Source organism: Streptomyces sp. NRRL F-525 (genome assembly GCF_000716605.1).
GTDB lineage: Bacteria > Actinomycetota > Actinomycetes > Streptomycetales > Streptomycetaceae > Streptomyces.
This window is the reverse complement of the sequence record NZ_JNXE01000003.1, coordinates 101,635-119,685: the sequence shown is the minus strand read 5'-3', so window position 1 is coordinate 119,685 and position 18,051 is coordinate 101,635. Positions and strand designations below refer to the sequence as shown.

The 18,051-nt window shown below is 69.4% G+C and carries 11 protein-coding genes; 6 read left to right on the top strand and 5 right to left on the bottom strand.

The window, feature by feature from the left end; all coding sequences use genetic code 11:
* The first annotated feature begins 18 nt into the window (after positions 1–18).
* The 3 genes from OO69_RS49950 to OO69_RS05785 are packed head-to-tail and all read left to right on the top strand — an operon-like array spanning position 19 to position 6,667.
* A complete protein-coding gene (locus OO69_RS49950) occupies positions 19–3,237 on the top strand; it encodes a glycosyl hydrolase family 28 protein (protein ID WP_078652305.1) in 3,219 nt (1,072 codons plus the stop codon).
* Entirely contained in the window at positions 3,234–4,604 is a 1,371-nt protein-coding gene (locus tag OO69_RS05790) for a glycoside hydrolase family 27 protein (RefSeq protein WP_051800791.1), read from the top strand. The genes OO69_RS49950 and OO69_RS05790 overlap by 4 nt, the downstream gene beginning before the upstream one ends.
* Positions 4,601–6,667: a PQQ-dependent sugar dehydrogenase gene (locus OO69_RS05785; RefSeq protein WP_033279313.1), complete on the top strand. Its 2,067-nt coding sequence runs from the start codon at positions 4,601–4,603 to the stop codon at positions 6,665–6,667. The genes OO69_RS05790 and OO69_RS05785 overlap by 4 nt, the downstream gene beginning before the upstream one ends.
* A gap of 12 nt (positions 6,668–6,679) precedes the next feature.
* Here the strand turns inward: OO69_RS05785 and OO69_RS05780 are convergent, their stop codons facing one another.
* Both OO69_RS05780 and OO69_RS05775 read right to left on the bottom strand, forming a co-directional pair.
* Positions 6,680–8,506, bottom strand: a complete 1,827-nt coding sequence (locus OO69_RS05780; RefSeq protein WP_033279312.1) for an AMP-dependent synthetase/ligase — start codon at positions 8,504–8,506, stop codon at positions 6,680–6,682.
* Positions 8,507–8,746: 240 nt separating this feature from the next.
* On the bottom strand, positions 8,747–10,270 hold the full coding sequence (locus OO69_RS05775; RefSeq protein WP_033279311.1) for an MFS transporter: 1,524 nt from the start codon (positions 10,268–10,270) through the stop codon (positions 8,747–8,749).
* 108 nt (positions 10,271–10,378) lie between these two features.
* On the opposite strand from OO69_RS05775, the gene OO69_RS05770 reads away from it, so the two are divergent.
* Both OO69_RS05770 and OO69_RS05760 read left to right on the top strand, forming a co-directional pair.
* Positions 10,379–11,392 carry an Lrp/AsnC family transcriptional regulator gene (locus tag OO69_RS05770; RefSeq protein ID WP_106970968.1) on the top strand — a complete coding sequence of 338 codons (1,014 nt, stop codon included), beginning with the start codon at positions 10,379–10,381 and terminating at the stop codon, positions 11,390–11,392.
* Positions 11,393–11,601: 209 nt separating this feature from the next.
* Positions 11,602–12,753, top strand: a complete 1,152-nt coding sequence (locus OO69_RS05760; RefSeq protein ID WP_234444346.1) for a DUF3500 domain-containing protein — start codon at positions 11,602–11,604, stop codon at positions 12,751–12,753.
* A 145-nt stretch (positions 12,754–12,898) separates the two neighbouring features.
* Here OO69_RS05760 and OO69_RS05755 read toward each other — a convergent pair whose 3' ends face one another.
* Positions 12,899–13,768 (bottom strand): LysR substrate-binding domain-containing protein, encoded by an 870-nt coding sequence (locus tag OO69_RS05755; protein ID WP_033279308.1) that lies wholly within the window; start codon positions 13,766–13,768, stop codon positions 12,899–12,901.
* Between the two features lie 196 nt (positions 13,769–13,964).
* Between OO69_RS05755 and OO69_RS05750 the strand changes: the two genes are divergently transcribed.
* Positions 13,965–14,981 carry a bile acid:sodium symporter family protein gene (locus OO69_RS05750; RefSeq protein ID WP_033279307.1) on the top strand — a complete coding sequence of 339 codons (1,017 nt, stop codon included), beginning with the start codon at positions 13,965–13,967 and terminating at the stop codon, positions 14,979–14,981.
* Here the strand turns inward: OO69_RS05750 and OO69_RS05745 are convergent.
* Together OO69_RS05745 and OO69_RS05740 are read right to left on the bottom strand one after the other, a co-directional pair.
* A complete protein-coding gene (locus tag OO69_RS05745; protein WP_033279306.1) occupies positions 14,914–16,152 on the bottom strand; it encodes a DUF4185 domain-containing protein in 1,239 nt (412 codons plus the stop codon). The two genes, OO69_RS05750 and OO69_RS05745, sit on opposite strands and share 68 nt — an antisense overlap.
* Before the next feature lie 10 nt (positions 16,153–16,162).
* On the bottom strand, positions 16,163–18,034 hold the full coding sequence (locus OO69_RS05740; RefSeq protein WP_033279305.1) for a sialidase family protein: 1,872 nt from the start codon (positions 18,032–18,034) through the stop codon (positions 16,163–16,165).
* Positions 18,035–18,051: the final 17 nt, after the last annotated feature.

Genomic DNA, 18,051 nt, shown 5'->3' with positions numbered 1-18,051 from the left:
CGCTCCATGAAACCCCCCATGAAATCGCCCCTGTACAAACGGAGTTGGGCGGCGAGCGTGTTCTTCGCGTTCGCCGTCGTCCTCGGCCTCGCCCACCCGTCGGCCCTCGCGGCCACGCCTCCCGCACCGCGCGCCACCGTCTACGACGTCCGCGACTACGGCGCCAAGGGTGACGGCTCCGCCAACGACACCCCGGCCGTCAACAAGGCCATCACGGCGGCCAATTCGGCCGGCGGCGGCACGGTCCGCTTCCCCGCCGGCACGTACAAGTCCAAGAACACCATCCACATGAAGAGCAACGTGACGCTCCAGGTCGACACCGGCGCCACGATCCAGGGCTCGTCCGCGGGCACCTACGACGCCCCCGAGGCCAACCCGTACGACCAGTACCAGGACTACGGGCACAGCCACTTCCACGACGCGATGATCTACGGCGACCGGCTCACGAACATCGGCTTCGTCGGCGGTGGGGTCATCGACGGGCTCGGCAACCTGATCACCGGCAACCCCAAGTCCGGCCAGGCCGACAAGATCCTGTCGCTGACGCGCTGCGACGGGCTCCGTATCGGTGACGGGCTCACCCTGCGCCGGGGCGGCCACTTCGCCGCGCTCGTCAACGGCTGCACGAACGTCACCTCGGACCACCTGACCATCGACACCGCGAGCGACCGCGACGGCTGGAACATCATCTCCACGACGAACGTCACCGTCACGAACGCCAGCATCAAGGCGAACGACGACGCCCTCGTGTTCAAGAGCGACTACGCGCTCGGCGCCAAACTCCCCAACGGCCATGTGCGCGTGAGCGATTCGTATCTGTCGGCCAAGTGCTGCAACGCGCTGATGTTCGGCTCCGAGACCTGCGGCGACTTCTCGGACTACCAGTTCCAGAAGATCCGGATCGAGGGCGCCGACAAGTCCGGCCTCGGCATGGTCTCCATGGACGGCGCGAAGATCTCCGACGTCCACTACCGCGACATCACCATGACCGGCGTCCACTCACCGATCATGGAGAAGATCGGCACCCGCAAACGCTGCGGCAACAGTCCGGGCGTCGGTTCGATCAGCGACGTCACCTACGACAACATCACGGCCACCGGCAACAGCCCCTCGTTCAGCCCGACTCTGTGGGGCGAGACCGGTCACCGGATCAGCGGGATCACGTTCACGAACGTCGACATCACCGTCCCCGGCGGCAACGGCACCATGTCCACCGGCGTGCCGGCCAACGACCCCAAGGACTACAACCCGAAGGCCATCGGCACCCGGCCGGCCTACGGCTGGTATCTGCACAACGCCGACAACGTCCAATTCACCGACAGCTCCGTGAAGTTCGCGGCGGACGACGGCCGGCCGGCGGTCGTCGCCAACGCGGCGAGCGGCATCCGGTTCACGGGCTTCACCGCCCAGCGCGGCTCCAACTCGCCCTACGACCTGGGCTTCCAGGACGTGAACGGCTACTGCGTGAGCGGCGCCGGTTCGCCGCGCGTGTCCAGCACCGGCTCCACCGAGAACTGCGCGGCCGCGAACGCCCGCCCGCTCGACCTGGAGAACCCCCGCCAGGACTTCCTCCGCAACTCCGTCGGCGGCCTCTTCCTGCACTGGGGTCTGCGTACCGCGCCCGCCCACACCAGTTGTACCGGCTGGGAGAGCGATGTCACCAACGGCGGCTGGACTCCGGACTACTGGGTGAACGAGGCCCGGAAACTGCATACGCAATACCTCGTACTGGCGACCTTCCACAGCCGCCTCGGCTACGCCCGCCCCTGGCCCTCGAAGATCCCCGGATCCTGCTCCACGAAGCGGGACTTCCTCGGCGAACTGATCACGGCGGCGAAGGCCAAGGGCATGAAGGTCGTCCTCTACATGACCGACGACCCGCAGTGGCACGACGAGGGCGGCCACGAGTGGCTCGACTCGGCCGCCTACTCCGCCTACAAGGGCAAGAACGTCGACCTGACCACCCGGGACGGCTTCGGGCAGTTCAGCTACGACAACTTCTTCGAGGTCATGGACCGCTATCCAGACCTCGGCGGCTTCTGGATCGACAACGACAACGCGTACTGGGAGAGCCACGACCTCTACCAGCAGATCTACCAGAAGCGGCCGAACTACACGCTCAGCAACAACAACGAGGACACGCCGATCATGGACATGATCAGCAATGAGCAGAAGACGGGAATGTCGCCCGCATACGACTACCCGCAGGCTGTGTACACCGCACAACCCCGCCTGACGGAAGCCGACTTCAAGCTTCCGTCGACCGGAGCCTGGTGGTACGACGGCTCCGACCCGTCCGTCGACCGCGCGCTCACCCTCGGCCGCCTCGTCACCAACGCCGGCTCCTCGGTCAAGGCGCTGATGGCGGAGACCGCCCAGGTCAACGGTAAATTCCCGGCGAACCAGGCCGCCTTCAACACCTTCGCCGACTCCTACCTCGACCCCATCTGGGAGTCCCTGCACGGCACCGAGGGCGGCGGCTACCTGTACGGCGGCCTCAAACCCGGCTTCTGGAACGACGGCGCCCACGGCGTCACCACCATCAGCCGGACCGACCCGGACCTCCAGTACATCCACGTCCTGACCCCGCCCGGCACCAGCACCCTGCGCATCCGCGACAACGGCTACCGCATCGCCTCCGTCACCAACCTCCGTACCGGCGCGGCGATTTCGTGGTCCCAGTCCGGCGGCGTGCTCACGCTCAGCGGTCTCGGCGGCTGGGACCCGTACGACACCGTCTTCAAGGTCACGACCGCCGGCCGCCAGGGCATCCTGTCCGGCGTCACCGTGAGCGCGAGCGCCTCGGCGAGCGGACACGCGGGTTCGGCCGCGGGGGACGGGAGTTACCTCACCTACTGGGACAACGGCAAGACCCTGCCGGTCAACCTCACCTTCGACCTGGGCAGTTCGAAGAGGGCGCAGTACATCGGGCTCAACCAGCGCGAGGACTCCGTGGCCTACGCCCGCTCCGACACCGAACAGTCGGCGCGCATCAAGGACTACAAGGTGTTCCTGAGCAACGACGGCACGAACTGGGGGAGCGCCGTCAAGACCGGCCAGCTCCCAAGTCGCCGCGGAATCCAGGGCATTGACCTCACCGCGGCCAACGCCCGCTACGTCCGCCTCGAAGTCGACTCCACCTGGGCCGCCGCCACCGACACCACCCGCTACAAGCGGCTGCGGATCGACGAGGCCTGGATCGGCACGTCCTACGCGACCCCTGGGGGATCGTCATGACACACATCGGACCCAGGCCGTTCGTGGCGGCGCTCGCCGGGCTACTGGCCGCCTCCGCGCTTCCCCTCCTGAGCGGCCCGACTCCGGCCGTGGCCTCCGACAACGGCCAGTCCACCCGGCCCGCCATGGGCTGGAGCAGCTGGAGCTACGTCCGCCGCACGCCCACCGAGGCCAAGATCAAGGCCCAGGCGGACGCCCTGGTGTCGAGCGGCCTCAAGAACCACGGCTTCGTGTACGTCAACCTCGACGACTTCTGGCAGAAGTGCGATGCCAACGGCTTCACGGTCGACTCGTACGGCCGCTGGGCCGTCGACCCGGCCAAGTTCCCGTCCGGAATCAAGGCGTTGGCCGACTACATCCACTCCAAGGGACTGAAGTTCGGCTTCTACGTCACCCCGGGCATCGCCAAGAACGCGGTCACCGCGAACACCCCGATCGAGGGCACCTCATACCACGCGAAGGACATCGCGGACACGACCAGGACGGAGAAGAACTACAACTGCAAGAACATGTACTACATCGACTACGGGAAGCCAGGCGCGCAGGAGTTCGTGAACTCGTGGGCGAAGCAGTTCGCCTCCTGGGGCGTCGACTACCTGAAGATCGACGGCGTGGGCAGCGCCGACATCCCGGACGTCCAGGCCTGGGACAAGGCACTGCGGGCGACTGGCCGGCCCATCAACTTCGCGCTCTCCAACAACCTTCCGATCGCCGATGCCGCCACCTGGCGTTCGCTGGCGAACAGTTGGCGCACGCAGGGCGACGTCGAGTGCTACTGCGGACCCGGCGCCAACGGCAGCGGCTACCCGCTCACCGACTGGTCGCACGTCTCCGCGCGCTTCAACACCGCCGCCTCCTGGCAGCCGTACGCCGGTCCGGGCGGCTGGAACGACCTGGACTCCCTGGAGGTCGGCAACGGCGACCAGGTGGGCCTGACGGCCGACCAGCGGCGCTCGCACTTCACCCTGTGGGCGATGGCGGGCTCGCCCCTGCTGCTCGGCACCGACGTCACCCAACTCGACCCCGTCGACAAGGCGATGCTCACCAACGACCGCCTCATCGGCGTCGACCAGGACGGTGTCGCCGCGAAACGCGTGGTGAACAGCGGCGTGAAGCAGGTCTGGAGCAAGCGCGAGAGCGACGGCGCCTATGTGGTCGCCCTGTTCAACACAGGTACGTCCGGCAGCGCGACGGTCTCCGTGAACTGGTCGCAGGTCGGCTTCACCGGCTCCGGCGACGTCACCGACCTCTGGTCCGGCTCCCACAAGGGCACCGTCGCGGACTCGTACAGCGCGACGCTACGGCCGGGCGAGACCCGCCTGATCCGTGTGAACCCGGTCGACAGCACCCTGAGGGGGCACTCATGACACGCGGCAGAACACCGGCGCGAGGCGCACGGGGCCTCTCCCCGGCTCTTTCCCTCGCCCTCACCCTGGCGCTCGCGGTGCCGCTCGCCGGTCTCACAGGCGGCACCGCGCACGCGGCGACCACCGACTACCAGGCCGAGGACGCCACCGTCGTCCAGGGCACCGTGGCCACCAACCACACCGGTTACACGGGCACCGGCTTCGTCGACTACACCAACGTGACTGGTTCGTATGTGGAGTTCACGGTGAGTGCCGCCGCCACCGGCACCGCGTCGGTCGCCGTTCGCTACGCCAACGGCACCGCCGTGGACCGCCCGTTGGACATCTCCGTCAACGGCACGGTCGTAGCGCCCGCCGTCTCCTTCCCGGCCACCGCCGACTGGAACACCTGGGCGACGAAGACCGTGAACGTCCCGCTGACGGCCGGCACCGACAAGATCCGGGCGACCGCGACCACCGCGAACGGCGGCCCCAACCTCGACCGGATCAGCGTCGGCACCGCGACCGACGCACAGGCCCCGACCCGTCCCGGCCAGCCGAGTTGCCCGGACATCGGCGAGGACGGCCTCACGCTGACGTGGGGTGCCTCGACCGACAACGTGGGCGTCACGGCGTACGACCTCTACGAGCACGGCAACAAGATCGGTGAGGCGCCCGGGAGTTCGACCAGCAAGACGCTCACCGGGCTCGCCCCGAACACCACCTACGACCTCACCGTCATCGCCCGCGACGCGGCCGGCAACACCTCGCCCGCCAGCCCGGTCGTCGACTGCACGACGAAACCCAGCTCGGACACCACCCCGCCCACCAAACCCGGTACTTTGTCGACCGCCGACATCACATCGAATACGGTCGACCTCGCCTGGGGTCCGTCGACGGACGACCGTGCGGTGATCGCATACGACATCCGCAGTGCGGATACCGTCTACAAGACGGTCACCAGCGGCACCTCGACCACCCTCACCGGCCTGGCCTGCGACAGCCCGTACACGCTGAACGTCGTCGCACGCGACGCGGCCGGCAACCTCTCCGAGCAGAGCAACACCGTCACCTTCACCACGAAGGCCTGCGCGACCGACGGCGGTGTCCCCTCGTCGATCGCCACGCTCTCCACCGGCTGGACCATCCCCTGGGGCACCTACTGGATGCCGGACGGCCAGAGCGCCCTCGTCACCGAGCGGGACGACTTCCGGGTCTGGAAGACGGCCAAGGACGGCACCCGGACCCAGGTCGGGACCGTGCCCAACGCGGTCACCACCAACGGCGAGGGCGGCCTCCTCGGCGTCGCCGTCGACCCGAAGTGGGCCACCAACCACTACGTCTACTTCATGCACACCGCGTCCGAGGGCAACCGCGTCGTCCGCATGACGTACGACGGCACCACCCTCACCGGCTACACCGTCCTCCTCCAGGGCATCAAGAAGAACCGCTACCACAACGGCGGACGCCTCGCCTTCGGACCCGACGGCTACCTCTACGTCTCCACCGGCGAGGCCCAGACACCCGACCTCGCCCAGGACAAGACCTCCCTCAACGGCAAGATCCTGCGCATGACGACGGACGGCAAGCCGGCCCCCGGCAACCCGTTCGGCAACTACGTCTACTCGTACGGCCATCGCAACCCGCAGGGTCTCGCCTTCGACCGCAACGGCCGCCTGTGGGAAGCGGAGTTCGGCAACAGCTCCAAGGACGAACTCAACCTCATCAAGCCGGGCGCGAACTACGGCTGGCCCACCTGCGAAGGGAGTTGCAGCGTCGCCGGGATGACCAACCCCAAGGCCACCTGGAACGTCGACGAGGCCTCGCCCAGCGGGATCGCCATCGTCCGCAACGTCGTCTACATGGCGTCCCTGCGCGGCGAACGCCTGTGGCGCGTCCCGATCAACGGCGACACCGAGAGCGTCGGCACCCCGACGGCGTACTACGTCGGGACCTACGGACGCCTGCGCACGGTCACCAAGGTCCCCGGCGCCGACCAGCTGTGGCTGTCGACCACCAACTGCGACAACAACGGCAACCAGCCGGACGGCTCCGACAAGATCTTCCGGGTGAACATCGGCTAGGGAAGGGGGAGTTCAGGCCCGGTACAGCGCCTCGACCTCGTTCGCGTACGTGTTCTCGATGGCCTTGCGCTTCAGCTTCAGGGACGGGGTCAGCAGACCGTGTTCCTCGGTGAACGGCTGGGCCAGTATCCGGAAGGTGCGGATCGACTCGGCCTGCGAGACCAAGGTGTTGGCGGCTACGACCGCGCGCCGCACCTCGGTCTCCAGGTCGGCGTCGCGCACCAGCTCGGCCGGCGACATCTGCGGCTTGCCGCGCATGGTGAGCCAGTGCTCGACGGCCTCGTGGTCGAGGGTGACGAGCGCGGCGATGTAGGGGCGGTCGTTGCCGACGACGATGCACTGCGAGACCAGTGGATGGTCGCGCACCCGCTCCTCCAGCAGCCCGGGCGCGACGCTCTTGCCGCCGGAGGTCACCAGGATCTCCTTCTTGCGCCCGGTGATGGTCAGATAGCCGTCCTCGTCCAGGGAGCCCAGGTCACCGGTGGCGAGCCAGCCGTCGTGCAGGGTCTCGTCGGTGGCCTTCTGGTTGTTGAGGTAACCCTGGAAGACATTGGGGCCGTTGAGCCAGATCTCGCCGTCGTCCGCGATGTGCACGGTGACACCGGGGATGGCCTGGCCGACCGTGCCGTAGCGGGTGCGGTCGGGCGGGTTGGCGGTCGCGGCGGCCGTCGACTCGGTGAGGCCGTAGCCCTCGTAGATCTGGACGCCCGCGCCCGCGAAGAACAGTCCGAGGCGGCGGTCCATGGCCGACCCGCCGGACATGGCGTTGCGGATCCGGCCGCCCATGGCGGCCCGCACCTTGGAGTACACGAGCTTGTCGAAGAGCTGGTGCTGCATGCGCAGGCCCGCCGAGGGGCCGGGGCCGATGCCCCAGGCCTTCGCCTCGATCGCGTCCGCGTACTTCACCGCGATCTCGACGGCCTTCTCGAACGGCCCGGCCTTGCCGTCCTTCTCGGCCTTGCGGCGGGCCGCGTTGAAGACCTTCTCGAAGATGTACGGCACGGCCAGGATGAACGTCGGCTTGAAGGCGACGAGGTCCGGCAGCAGTGCTGCGGCGTTCAGCTGCGGCTGGTGGCCGAAGCGGACGCCGCCGCGGATCGCCGCGACCTCCACCATCCGCCCGAAGACGTGCGCGAGCGGCAGGAACAACAGGGTCGCCACCTCCTCGCCCCGCTTCGAGTGGAAGACGGACTCCCAGGTGTCGATGACCGTGTCCGCCTCGTACATGAAGTTGCCGTGCGAGATGACACAGCCCTTGGGTCTGCCCGTGGTACCCGAGGTGTAGATGATCGTCGCGGTCGAGTCCGGGGTGACGGCCTGGCGGTGCCGGTGCACCACCTCGTCCTCGATGTGCGCGCCGGCGTCGTACAGCCGCTGCACGGCGCCCGTGTCGAGCTGCCACAGCTGGTGCAGCGCGGGGAGGCGGTCGATGACGGTGGCGATGGTCATCGCGTGGTCCTCGTGCTCGACCATCGCCGCCGAGACCTGCGCGTCGTGCAGCATCCAGAAGCACTGCTCGGCCGACGAGGTCGGGTAGATCGGCACCACCTGGGCGCCGATCGTCCACAGCGCGAAGTCGAACAGCGTCCACTCGTAGCGGGTACGGGACATGATCGCGACCCGGTCGCCGAAGCGGATGCCCTGGGCGAGCAGGCCCTTGGCGAGGGCGAGGACCTCGTCGCGGAACTCGGCGGCGGTCACGTCCCGCCACTCGTCCTGCTCGTTCTTGCGGCCGAGGGAGACGTGGAGGGGGTCGTCCTGGGCACGCTCGAAGACGACGTCGGCCAGACCGCCCACCGGCGGTGCCAACGCCAACGGAGGGTTGTTGTACTCGCGCAAACCCCGCTCCCCGCTCCTGTTGGCACTCCCCTACAGCGCCGTGAAAGCTACCCCACCGGGCCGAAGGGCGGGAGGGGGTGGGAAAAGGAGCGGTGTTCACGTCCGCACTGGTCAGCGGCGGAAAATGCCCTCACAAGGGGAAGGGTCGGACAGAAATCCTTACGGTTCCGTAGGTTTCGGGCCCGTAATCTCCACTGAATCTGTACGACCCGATTACCCCCGGCGTCCGGTCACACCACGTCACCGGGGCGACGTCGTCTCCTCCCCGGAGGGCCTCCGCGCGGCGCTCTCCGTCACTCCCGGTGCCGTGCCCGCCGTCCCGCCGGTCCGCTCCGCGCGACCCGCCCCGACCAGGGCGAGCACCAGCGCGCCCGCCGCCGTACCGACGAAGCCGGCCGTCACGAGCGCCGAGTCGAGCCCCGACGCGAACGCGGCCCGCAGCACGTGTTCCGGGAACGTTCCGCGCAGCGCCCCGGCCCCGCCGCCCGCCAGCGTGTGCGCCGCGTCGTGCGGGAGCGTGTCCCGCATCCGCGAAGTGAGTACGGTCCCCGACACGGCGACGCCGAGTGCATACCCCAACTGCCGTACGGTATTCACCACGCCGCCCGCCATGCCCGCACGCTCGGTCGGCACCGCCGCGAGGGCCGCCCCGGCTATCCCGGGCGCCACCAGACCCGTACCGATGCCCACCAGGACGAGCCCCGGCACCAGCGCCGTCCAGTCCGAACCGGCGCCGAGGACGGCCTGGCAGAAGCAGCCCGTGCCGATCAGCAGCAGCCCGCCGCCGACGGTCAGCCGCGCCGGCACCCCGTGCAGCAGCTTCCCGGCTAGGACCGACACCACGACCGCCGCACCCGTCAGCGGCAGCAGCGTCAGGCCGCCGCGCACCGGGCTCATCCCCAGCACCGTCTGCAGCCAGATCGACAGATACGGCATCCCGCCGAACGCCACCCCGTTGAAGGCGAGCGCCCCCGCCATCACGCCCACGAAGGCAGGCTTCCGCAGCAGCGACAGGTCGAGCAGCGGATGCGCCACCCGCCGCTCCACCAGCACGAAGCAGACCAGCGCGAGGGCCGCGACGGCGAACGACCCGAGCGTCACCGACGCACCCCAACCGTCCTCACCGGCCCGCACCACCGCATACGTCACCCCGCCCGCGAACCCGGCGAACGCGACCGTGCCGAGCCAGTCGATCCGCATCCCGCGCGGCCCCCTCGACTCCGGCACCACCCGCAGCGTCAGCCACACCGCGGCCACGCTCACCGGCAGGTTCACGAAGAAGATCCACCGCCATCCCGGCCCCTCGGTGAGCACCCCGCCCAGCACCGGACCGACCGCGGCCGCGCCACCGCTGACCGCGCCCCACACCCCGAGCGCCACCGACCGCTGCCGCCCCTGGTAGACGGACCCGAGCAACGGCAACGTCGTCGCCAGCATCGCCGCGGCCCCGACACCCTGCACGGCCCGCGCGGCCACGAGCGCGTCCGGCCCGCCCGCGAGCCCGCACAGCAGTGACGCCACCGCGAACAGCACGACCCCCACCACGTGCACCCGCCGCCGCCCCAGAATGTCGGCGGCGGCACCAACTCCCAGCAGCAGCGCGGCCAATGCCAGCGCGTACCCGTCGACCACCCACTGCAGATCACTCAACGACGCGTGCAACGACCGCGCCATGTCCGGCAGCGCGACGACCACGATCGTCACGTCCAGCAACAACATGAACGTGCCCAGGCACACCGCCGTGAGCGGCCCCCATGTACGCATGACCTCAACTCCCCTGTCCCGGATGTGCGGTTCTCCGTACGATGGGCTCCACCCGGACGATCAGCGCCGTGTTGGACACCTCGCCGCCGGAATCCGACAGGAGCAGGCATGCTGGAGATGGAATCCGATACTCTTGACCAGCTCGACCTGCAACTGCTGACCGCGCTGGAGGTCAACGGCCGGGCCTCCTTCAGCCGTCTCGGCACGGTCCTCGGCGTCTCCGACCAGACGATCGCCCGCCGCTTCCGCCGACTCACCGCCGAGGCGGGCCTGCGGGTCGTCGCGATCCGGGACCCCGAACTCCTGGGCCAGGACCAGTGGATGCTCCGCCTGCGCAGCGCCCCCGACAACGCCCTCAACATCGCCGACGCCCTCGCCAAGCGCCCCGACACCGCCTGGATCGGCCTCGCGTCGGGCGGCACCGAGATCGTCTGCCTGACCCGCCCCCGCAGCCCCGGCGACTACGACGACCTCCTCCTCGGCAAACTCCCGCGCACCCCCAGCGTCCTGGACATCCGCGCCCACCAACTCCTGCACCGCTTCTACGGCGGCCCGACGGGCTGGCTGCGCCGCTTCAAGGTGCTCGCCGACGACCAGATCGCCGCGCTCCTCCCCGAACCGGCGCCCGCACCGGGCCCCGCCCGCATCACCCCGGAGGACGAGGCCCTGGTCACCGTCCTGGAACGCGACGGCCGCGCCACGTACCCCGAGCTCCAGCGCGCCACCGGCCGCTCCGAGTCCGCCGTCAAACGCCGGCTCGCCTCGCTGATCGGCTCGGGGGCGGTGTACATCGACGTCGAGTACGACTCGGAGGTGTTCGGGTACACGCGTGCGGCGGTGCTGTGGATCACGGCGACCCCGGCCGCACTGCACTCGGTCGGCGAGGCGCTGGCCACGCACGACGAGGTCGCGTACGCCTCCGCGACGGCCGGCACGTCCAACATCGTCGTGACCGCGGTCGTGAGGGACACGGCGGGACTGTACGACTACCTCAGCGGGCCGCTCGGGCAGCTGGACGGGATTCGGCATGTGGAGGCGAGTCCGTTCCTGCGCAGGGTCAAACAGCTGACGTATCGGACGCTCCCTCTCAACTCGCCCTCCCTCAAAGTAAGTTCAAGATAAATCATGCGCAAAACCAAGCACCCGGAGATGGGAATCACAGTGTTCGGCGATCGACTGTGGCTCGTCCAAACCGATGCCGCAGGGATTTCCCGAAAGATCTTTTAGAAATAGTCTTCGGAAGTCCTTCCGGTGAGCCCCGTGAAGGGAATATCGAATTGAAGCCCCAAAACGCTCACCGCAGGTCGCTGGGTCGCCGCAGGAAGATCGTCATGGCCTTAGCCGCGGCGACGACCCTCCTCGGCGGCGCGATGTACGCCAACGCGAACGCCGCGTCCGTCACACCCGACCCGTCCACCAGCGCGTCCCCGACCACCCCGGGATCGACGTCCCCGACCACTCCTGGAGGATCCACCTCCCCGTCCACGCCGGCCTCCGCAACCGCCCCCGCGCCCACCGGCACGGCCGGTACGGGCTCGTCCGTCTCCGACGTGGTCGACGCCGCCGACGCGTTCCTGAAGACCCTGGACGACGACCAACAGGCCTCCGTACTCCTCGACTTCACGCAGGCGAACGCCACCGCCTGGTCGAACGAGGCGTGCGGCGCGGACTGCCGGGTCGGCATCGAGCTGAGCACGCTCAGCGACACCCAGCTCGCCGCCGCCGAGGCGGTGGTCGAGGCGGCCACGGGCACCGGGACCGGCACCGGCTACGACCAGATCAGCCAGATCCTGGCCGCGGACGACGTCCTCGGCGAGACCGACAGCAGCTACGGCAGCGGCAACTACTACCTCGCCTTCCTGGGCACCCCGAGCACCTCCGGGACCTGGCAACTCCACTTCGGCGGCGACCAGTTGGCCGTCAACCTCACCTACAAGGACGGGGAGGTCGTGGGCACCACCCCGTACTTCGCCGGCGTGGAACCCGCCACCTGGACCGACGACGACGGCACCACCTACGCACCCCTGTCCGGGATGCACGACGGCGTGGAGTCGATGCTCGAAGGCCTGAGCGACGACGAGCTGTCGGAGGCGAAACTCTCCGACTCCACCACCGGCGTGGTGCTCGGCCCGGACGAGGACGGCGACTTCCCCGACACCAAGGAGGGCCTCGCGGTCAGCGAACTGACCGACGACCAGCAGCAGTTGGTGCTCGACGCCATCACGCCGTGGGTCGAGGCCGCGGACGACACGACCGCCGCGTCCACCCTGAGCACCTACAAGTCGGAACTCGACGACACCTACATCTCGTACTCCGGCACCACCGCGCTGGACACCGCGGGCGACTACGTCCGCATCGACGGACCCGGCGTCTGGATCGAGTTCTCGGTCAAGGACGGCGTGGTCGACACCGGTCAGCTCAACTACAGCTCCGTGTACCGCGATCACGACACCGATTACGGAGGGGAATTCTCGTTCTCCTGAACTGCCCGCCGATGACATAACGGGCGGCGCTGCTTCCGGCAGCGCCGCCCGCTGTCGGGAATTCCCGCACGGTCGGCCGAGAAATTCATGGACGTCGGTATTGTTGTAGAAGCCGGCTCACGTTTTCCGTAATGAAAAACCGGGATTACGGACCGCGCCGGTGCAATCGATCCCCACCCGCCAGAATCGCCGCCGCCAACGCGTCCGCGGCCCCCTGCGCCGACACCCTGCGCCGCCCGTGCACCAGCACGAAGTCCACCTCGCCCAGCTCCGGCAGCCCCGCCCGCTCCGGCATCCGCACCAACCCCGGCGGCACCAGCCCCCGCGAGTGGGCCATCACCCCCAGTCCCGCCCGGGCCGCGGCGATCAGGCCGTTCAGGCTCCCGCTCGTGCACGCGATGCGCCACGCCCGCCCCTGCCGCTCCAGCGCCTCCAGCGCGAGCGCCCGTGTGATGCCGGGCGGCGGATAGACGATCAGCGGCACCGGCCGATCCGCGTCCAGGCGGAGCCGTTCCGCACCGATCCACACGAGCTTGTCGTGCCAGACCAGTTCGCCCCGCGGATCCTCGGAGCGACGCTTCGCCAGCACCAAGTCCAGCTTCCCGGCAGCCAGTTGCTCGTGCAGCGTGCCGGACAGCTCGACCGTCAGCTCCAGGTCCACCTCGGGATGGTCGTAGCGAAAGCCCTCCAGGATCTCGGGCAGCCGGGTGAGGACGAAGTCCTCGGAGGCGCCGAAGCGCAGGCGGCCGCGCAACCGGGTGCCGGTGAAGAACGCCGACGCCTGTTCCTGCACCTCCAGGATGCGGCGCGCGAAGCCGAGCATCGCCTCACCGTCCTCCGTCAGCTCCACCGAGTGCGTGTCCCGGGTGAACAGCTGCCGCCCCGTCGCGTCCTCCAGCCGCCGCACGTGCTGGCTCACCGTGGACTGGCGCAGCCCGAGCCGGCGGGCGGCCTGCGTGAAGCTCAGCGTCTGGGACACCGCGAGGAAGGTCCGCAGGTGGGAGAGGTCGTACATGGCATACACCATGGCATACACGGTAACCGCTTATCGCGAAACGTGATGGCAGTCAGAGCGGTATGACGGATTCCCGATCAAGAGTCCGGAGAGGAGGATGGGGAGGGCACGGGTCCGTGCCGGAAGACGGACCGGACGTACAGCGAGACACGCGAGACAGTGGAGCACAGTGAAACGCCTGCGATGGCCGAGTCGGATGCCGGTCGACCCCTACATCCTGCTGCTGCTCGGGACGGTGGGCCTCGCCGCGCTCCTCCCCGCGAGAGGCACGGGCGCCGACGTCGCCTCGGGCGCCTCCACGGCCGCGATCGCCTTCCTCTTCTTCCTCTACGGCGCCCGCCTGTCGACGCGTGAGGCACTGGACGGCCTCAAGCACTGGCGGCTGCACACCACCGTCCTGGCCTGCACCTTCGTCGTCTTCCCGCTGCTCGGCCTGGCCGCCCGCGGTCTCGTCCCGGTGATCCTGACCCACCCCCTCTACCAGGGGCTGCTGTTCCTCACCCTGGTCCCGTCGACCGTCCAGTCGTCGATCGCGTTCACCTCGATCGCGCGCGGCAACGTGCCCGCCGCGATCTGCGCGGGCTCTTTCTCCTCGCTCGCCGGCATCGTCATCACCCCGCTGCTCGCGGCGGCGCTGCTCGGCAACAACGGCGGTGGTTTCTCCGCCGATTCACTCCTCAAGATCGTGCTGCAACTCCTCGTGCCGTTCCTGGCCGGGCAGGTGCTGCGGCGCTGGATCGGCGGGTTCATCACCCGGCACAAGAAGATCCTCGGCTACGTCGACCGCGGCTCGATCCTGCTCGTCGTCTACACCGCGTTCAGCGAGGGCATGGTCCAGGGCATCTGGCACCAGGTCAGCGCGGTCCGCCTCGCCGGACTCCTCGCCGTCGAGGCCGTCGTCCTCGCCGTGATGCTCACCCTGACCTGGTACGGCGGCAAGGCGCTGCGCTTCGACCGGGAGGACCGGATCGCCATCCAGTTCGCCGGTTCGAAGAAGTCCCTCGCCTCCGGACTGCCCATGGCCAGCGTCCTGTTCGGCGCCCACGCCTCCCTGGCCGTGCTGCCGCTGATGCTCTTCCACCAGATGCAGCTGATGGTGTGCGCGGTCATCGCAAAGCGCCGCGCCCGCGATCCGCTGCCCGAGGTCACCGAGCCGGCGGCCCCAACCGCAGGGTCACGAACCGCGGTCGGTACAGCGACACGTTCCGGCTGAGGTTCAGCGCGGCCGAAGTGGCCGTCGCGTCCAGCCAGTTGACGTCGTAACTGAGGACGAGCCGGTCGCCGTCACTCAACTCCGTGTGTACTTGCGGGTTGTACGCGGCGACCTGGCCCGGCGGCAGCGGCGGGCTGAAGCTCCGGGTCGGTCCGTGCCAGGGTCCGGTGGGCGAACAGGCCCAGTACGAGGTGACGGTGGTGAGCCCCCGGCTGCCCGCCGCCATCGTGAACAGGACGTACGTCCCGCCGTCCCGCACCACCGAGAACGCGCTTCCCACACCGCTGTGTTGGCCGTCCCCGAGCACCGTTCGCGGCCCGGCCCGGGCCGTCCACGCCGAGCCGTCCCAGTACTCCCAGGCGCCCGGTTCCCCGAGCCGTCCGTCCGGCACCCGTGCCACATACGCCGAGGAGGTCGGCCGGGCCGCGGCCTGCGCGTCGTTCCCGCCGAAGACGTACGTCCAGCCGCCCACCGAGACCATCGTCGTCCCGAACTGCACGCGCCGGGACGGGTCTTGGACCAGCTCCTGGCCGAAGACCTTCACGATCGACTCCACCCGCAGATCCGGCAGCGACAGCGTGGCGACCTCGGTCGCGAGCGGCACGCCGTAGATCCACGGGTACGCCCCCGCTGTGCGCGTCCACAGCAGCACCCGTACGACGGACTCGGGCGAGCCGGGGGAGCGGGGCTCGACGCGGGCCGCCACCGGCCAACGCCACTCGTTCGGGGCGGGGTCGGGGAACAGCGGGGCGGGGAGCGTGAGTTGGGGGTGGCCGTCGCGCATCACCACCGCCGAGTTGCGTACCAGCGGCGCGGTCGTGTCCCGCCAGGCGTACGACTCGCCGACCGGGTTGGGCGGGGCGTACACCTGACCGAGGTAGGTGTCGGAGAACAGCCACAGCACCCGGCCGTCCGGCAGCCTGACCGAGTGCGTGCCGTCGCCGCCGGTCCAGTCGTCGGCGCGGGACTCGTCGTCGCCGTACGCGGCAAAGGAGTTGGTGAGCTGCGCGTCCGGCGACCAACTGCGCACCGTTCGGGCCGTGCACGCGCCGCCGCTCTCCCCGTGGTGGTCCTTGGGGAGGGCGGTGAGCAGCACGGCCGCGAGAGCCAGGGTCAGCAGCAGGCCGACCCCGGCTCCCAGGCGCTGTCGTGCTCGTCGGTCCTCGGGCACGCCCGGGACGTTAGTGGCTGCCGCTCACATGGTCCATGGGCAGCCACAGGACGGTCCCGGCGGGGGACGGGTGCTGGGCGGCGAGTTCGTCGTCCGTCAACAGCCGGTCCCAGACGTGGACTTCGTCGATCGACCCGGTGAAGTACTGCATGCTGTCCATGCGTTGGCCGATGTGCACACCGAACGGCGAGTTGCGGCTGACCGAGCCCACGATGTCCGCGGTACTCACCGTCGTACCGTCGACGGACAGGGTCAACTGCCCACCGCCGCGCCGCAGTACGGCCTGGTGCCACTGGCCGTCGTTGTAGGCGCCGGCGGTCACCACGGAGGTGGTGTGGACGGTCGTCGCGCCGACCCGGGTGGTGATCAGCGCCCGCACGTGGTTGCCCGCGGGCTCACCGCGCAGCCACACCTGCGGCTCGGTGGTGCCGACCCCGCCCATCCACAGGAACGGCTGATCACCGGTCGTCGCGGTGTAGCGGAACCAGAGCGACACCGTGAAGTCCTTTGTCCCCAGCGGGAGTCGGTCGCTGTACGGCAGGCGCACGGCGTCGTCCACGCCGTCGAAGGACAGGGCGCCGCCGGACACGCCGTCGGTCTCCTGGGCGCCGCCGAGGACCGCTGCCCGCTTCGCGTACGGGGCGAGGTCGGCGGTCGTCGGGTCCGGGCCCCGACGCGGTTGCAGCCAGGCCTCGTTGAAGCGCGCGAAGCGGATCTCGTCGGTCGCGGTCACGGCGCCGCCCTCGTAGAGCAGGCCCACCGTGTCGCCGTCGATGCGCGCCATGTCGGAGTAGCCCGACCAGTCCTTCGTCACGACCGTGCCGCGGTCCACGCTGTCCCAGGTGCGGCCGCCGTCGTAGGAGGAGCGGATCATCATCGTGCGGCGGCGGTCGGGGTCGGCGTCGCAGGCCAGCAGGATGCGGGAGCCGACGCCGAGCGTCGAGCACTGGACCTGCGGCGCGTACAGGTCGGGCAGGGCGTGGAAGGGCGCGGTGAAGCTGTCGCCGCCGTCGCGGCTGACCGCCTGGGTGCGCTGCCCGAGGTCGGTGCCGTCCTGCTCGCGGCCGCTCACCAGGATCGAACCGTCGGTGCGCTCCGTCAGCGTCACCTCGGACGGCTTCTGCCGCCAGGTCCCGTCTGCCGCGATCGGATACGAGTCGGTCGCGCCGATCTTCCAGTGGTCGCCGCCGTCGTCGCTCACGATCAGCGCCGCGTTGTTCGCGGTGACCCGACTCCCGTCCCAGGTCTCGGTGTTGACGCCGAACACGAGCCGGCCCCGGTGCTTGCCACGGGTGAGCTGGATGCCGTGCACGGGTCCTGTGGCGTACCAGGAGTTCCAGGTCGGGGGCAGGATCTCGTCACTCAGGTCACGCGGCTGCGACCAGGTGAGGCCGTCGTCGTCGCTGTACTGCAGGTGCGGGGTGCGGTCGCAGGGGACCGAGCAACTGGCGCTGTCCGTACGGCCCGTGTTGTACGTCTCGGCGATCAGGATGCGGCCCGTCTTCCGGTCCACGATGGGTGCCGGGTTGCCGTGCGTGTCGCCGCCGCCGTGGTTGACGACCTGCAACGGGCTCCAGGTGACGCCGTCGTCCGTGGAGCGCTTGACGACGATGTCGATGTCGGCTGCGTCACCGCAGTTGAGCACCCGGCCCTCGGCGAACGCGAGCAGGGTGCCGTCGTTGGTCCTCACCATGGCCGGGATCCGGAAGCAGGCGTAGCCCGCGTCCTGGGGAGCCTTGAAGAGGACCTGTTGGTCGAACTCGGGGGTGGGGGAGGTGGTTTGGGCGGTGGCGTGCGCGTGGCTCGGGAGCATGAGCAGCGCGGCCAGGGTGAGTGCGGCGGTGAGGGTGGATCTCAGACGTGCGCGAAGACTCGACGGCATGGTGGTGCTACCTGCCC

Bases quoted from the DNA above. Each gene is read 5' to 3' on its own strand.
- OO69_RS05755 (WP_033279308.1), bottom strand. From the start codon at position 13,768: ATGTACGACCTCTCCCACCTGCGGACCTTCCTCGCGGTGTCCCAGACG.
- OO69_RS49950 (WP_078652305.1), top strand. From the start codon at position 19: ATGAAATCGCCCCTGTACAAACGGAGTTGGGCGGCGAGCGTGTTCTTC.
- OO69_RS05785 (WP_033279313.1), top strand. From the start codon at position 4,601: ATGACACGCGGCAGAACACCGGCGCGAGGCGCACGGGGCCTCTCCCCG.
- OO69_RS05750 (WP_033279307.1), top strand. From the start codon at position 13,965: ATGCCGGTCGACCCCTACATCCTGCTGCTGCTCGGGACGGTGGGCCTC.
- OO69_RS05775 (WP_033279311.1), bottom strand. From the start codon at position 10,270: ATGCGTACATGGGGGCCGCTCACGGCGGTGTGCCTGGGCACGTTCATG.
- OO69_RS05760 (WP_234444346.1), top strand. From the start codon at position 11,602: ATGGCCTTAGCCGCGGCGACGACCCTCCTCGGCGGCGCGATGTACGCC.
- OO69_RS05740 (WP_033279305.1), bottom strand. From the start codon at position 18,034: ATGCCGTCGAGTCTTCGCGCACGTCTGAGATCCACCCTCACCGCCGCA.
- OO69_RS05770 (WP_106970968.1), top strand. From the start codon at position 10,379: ATGCTGGAGATGGAATCCGATACTCTTGACCAGCTCGACCTGCAACTG.
- OO69_RS05790 (WP_051800791.1), top strand. From the start codon at position 3,234: ATGACACACATCGGACCCAGGCCGTTCGTGGCGGCGCTCGCCGGGCTA.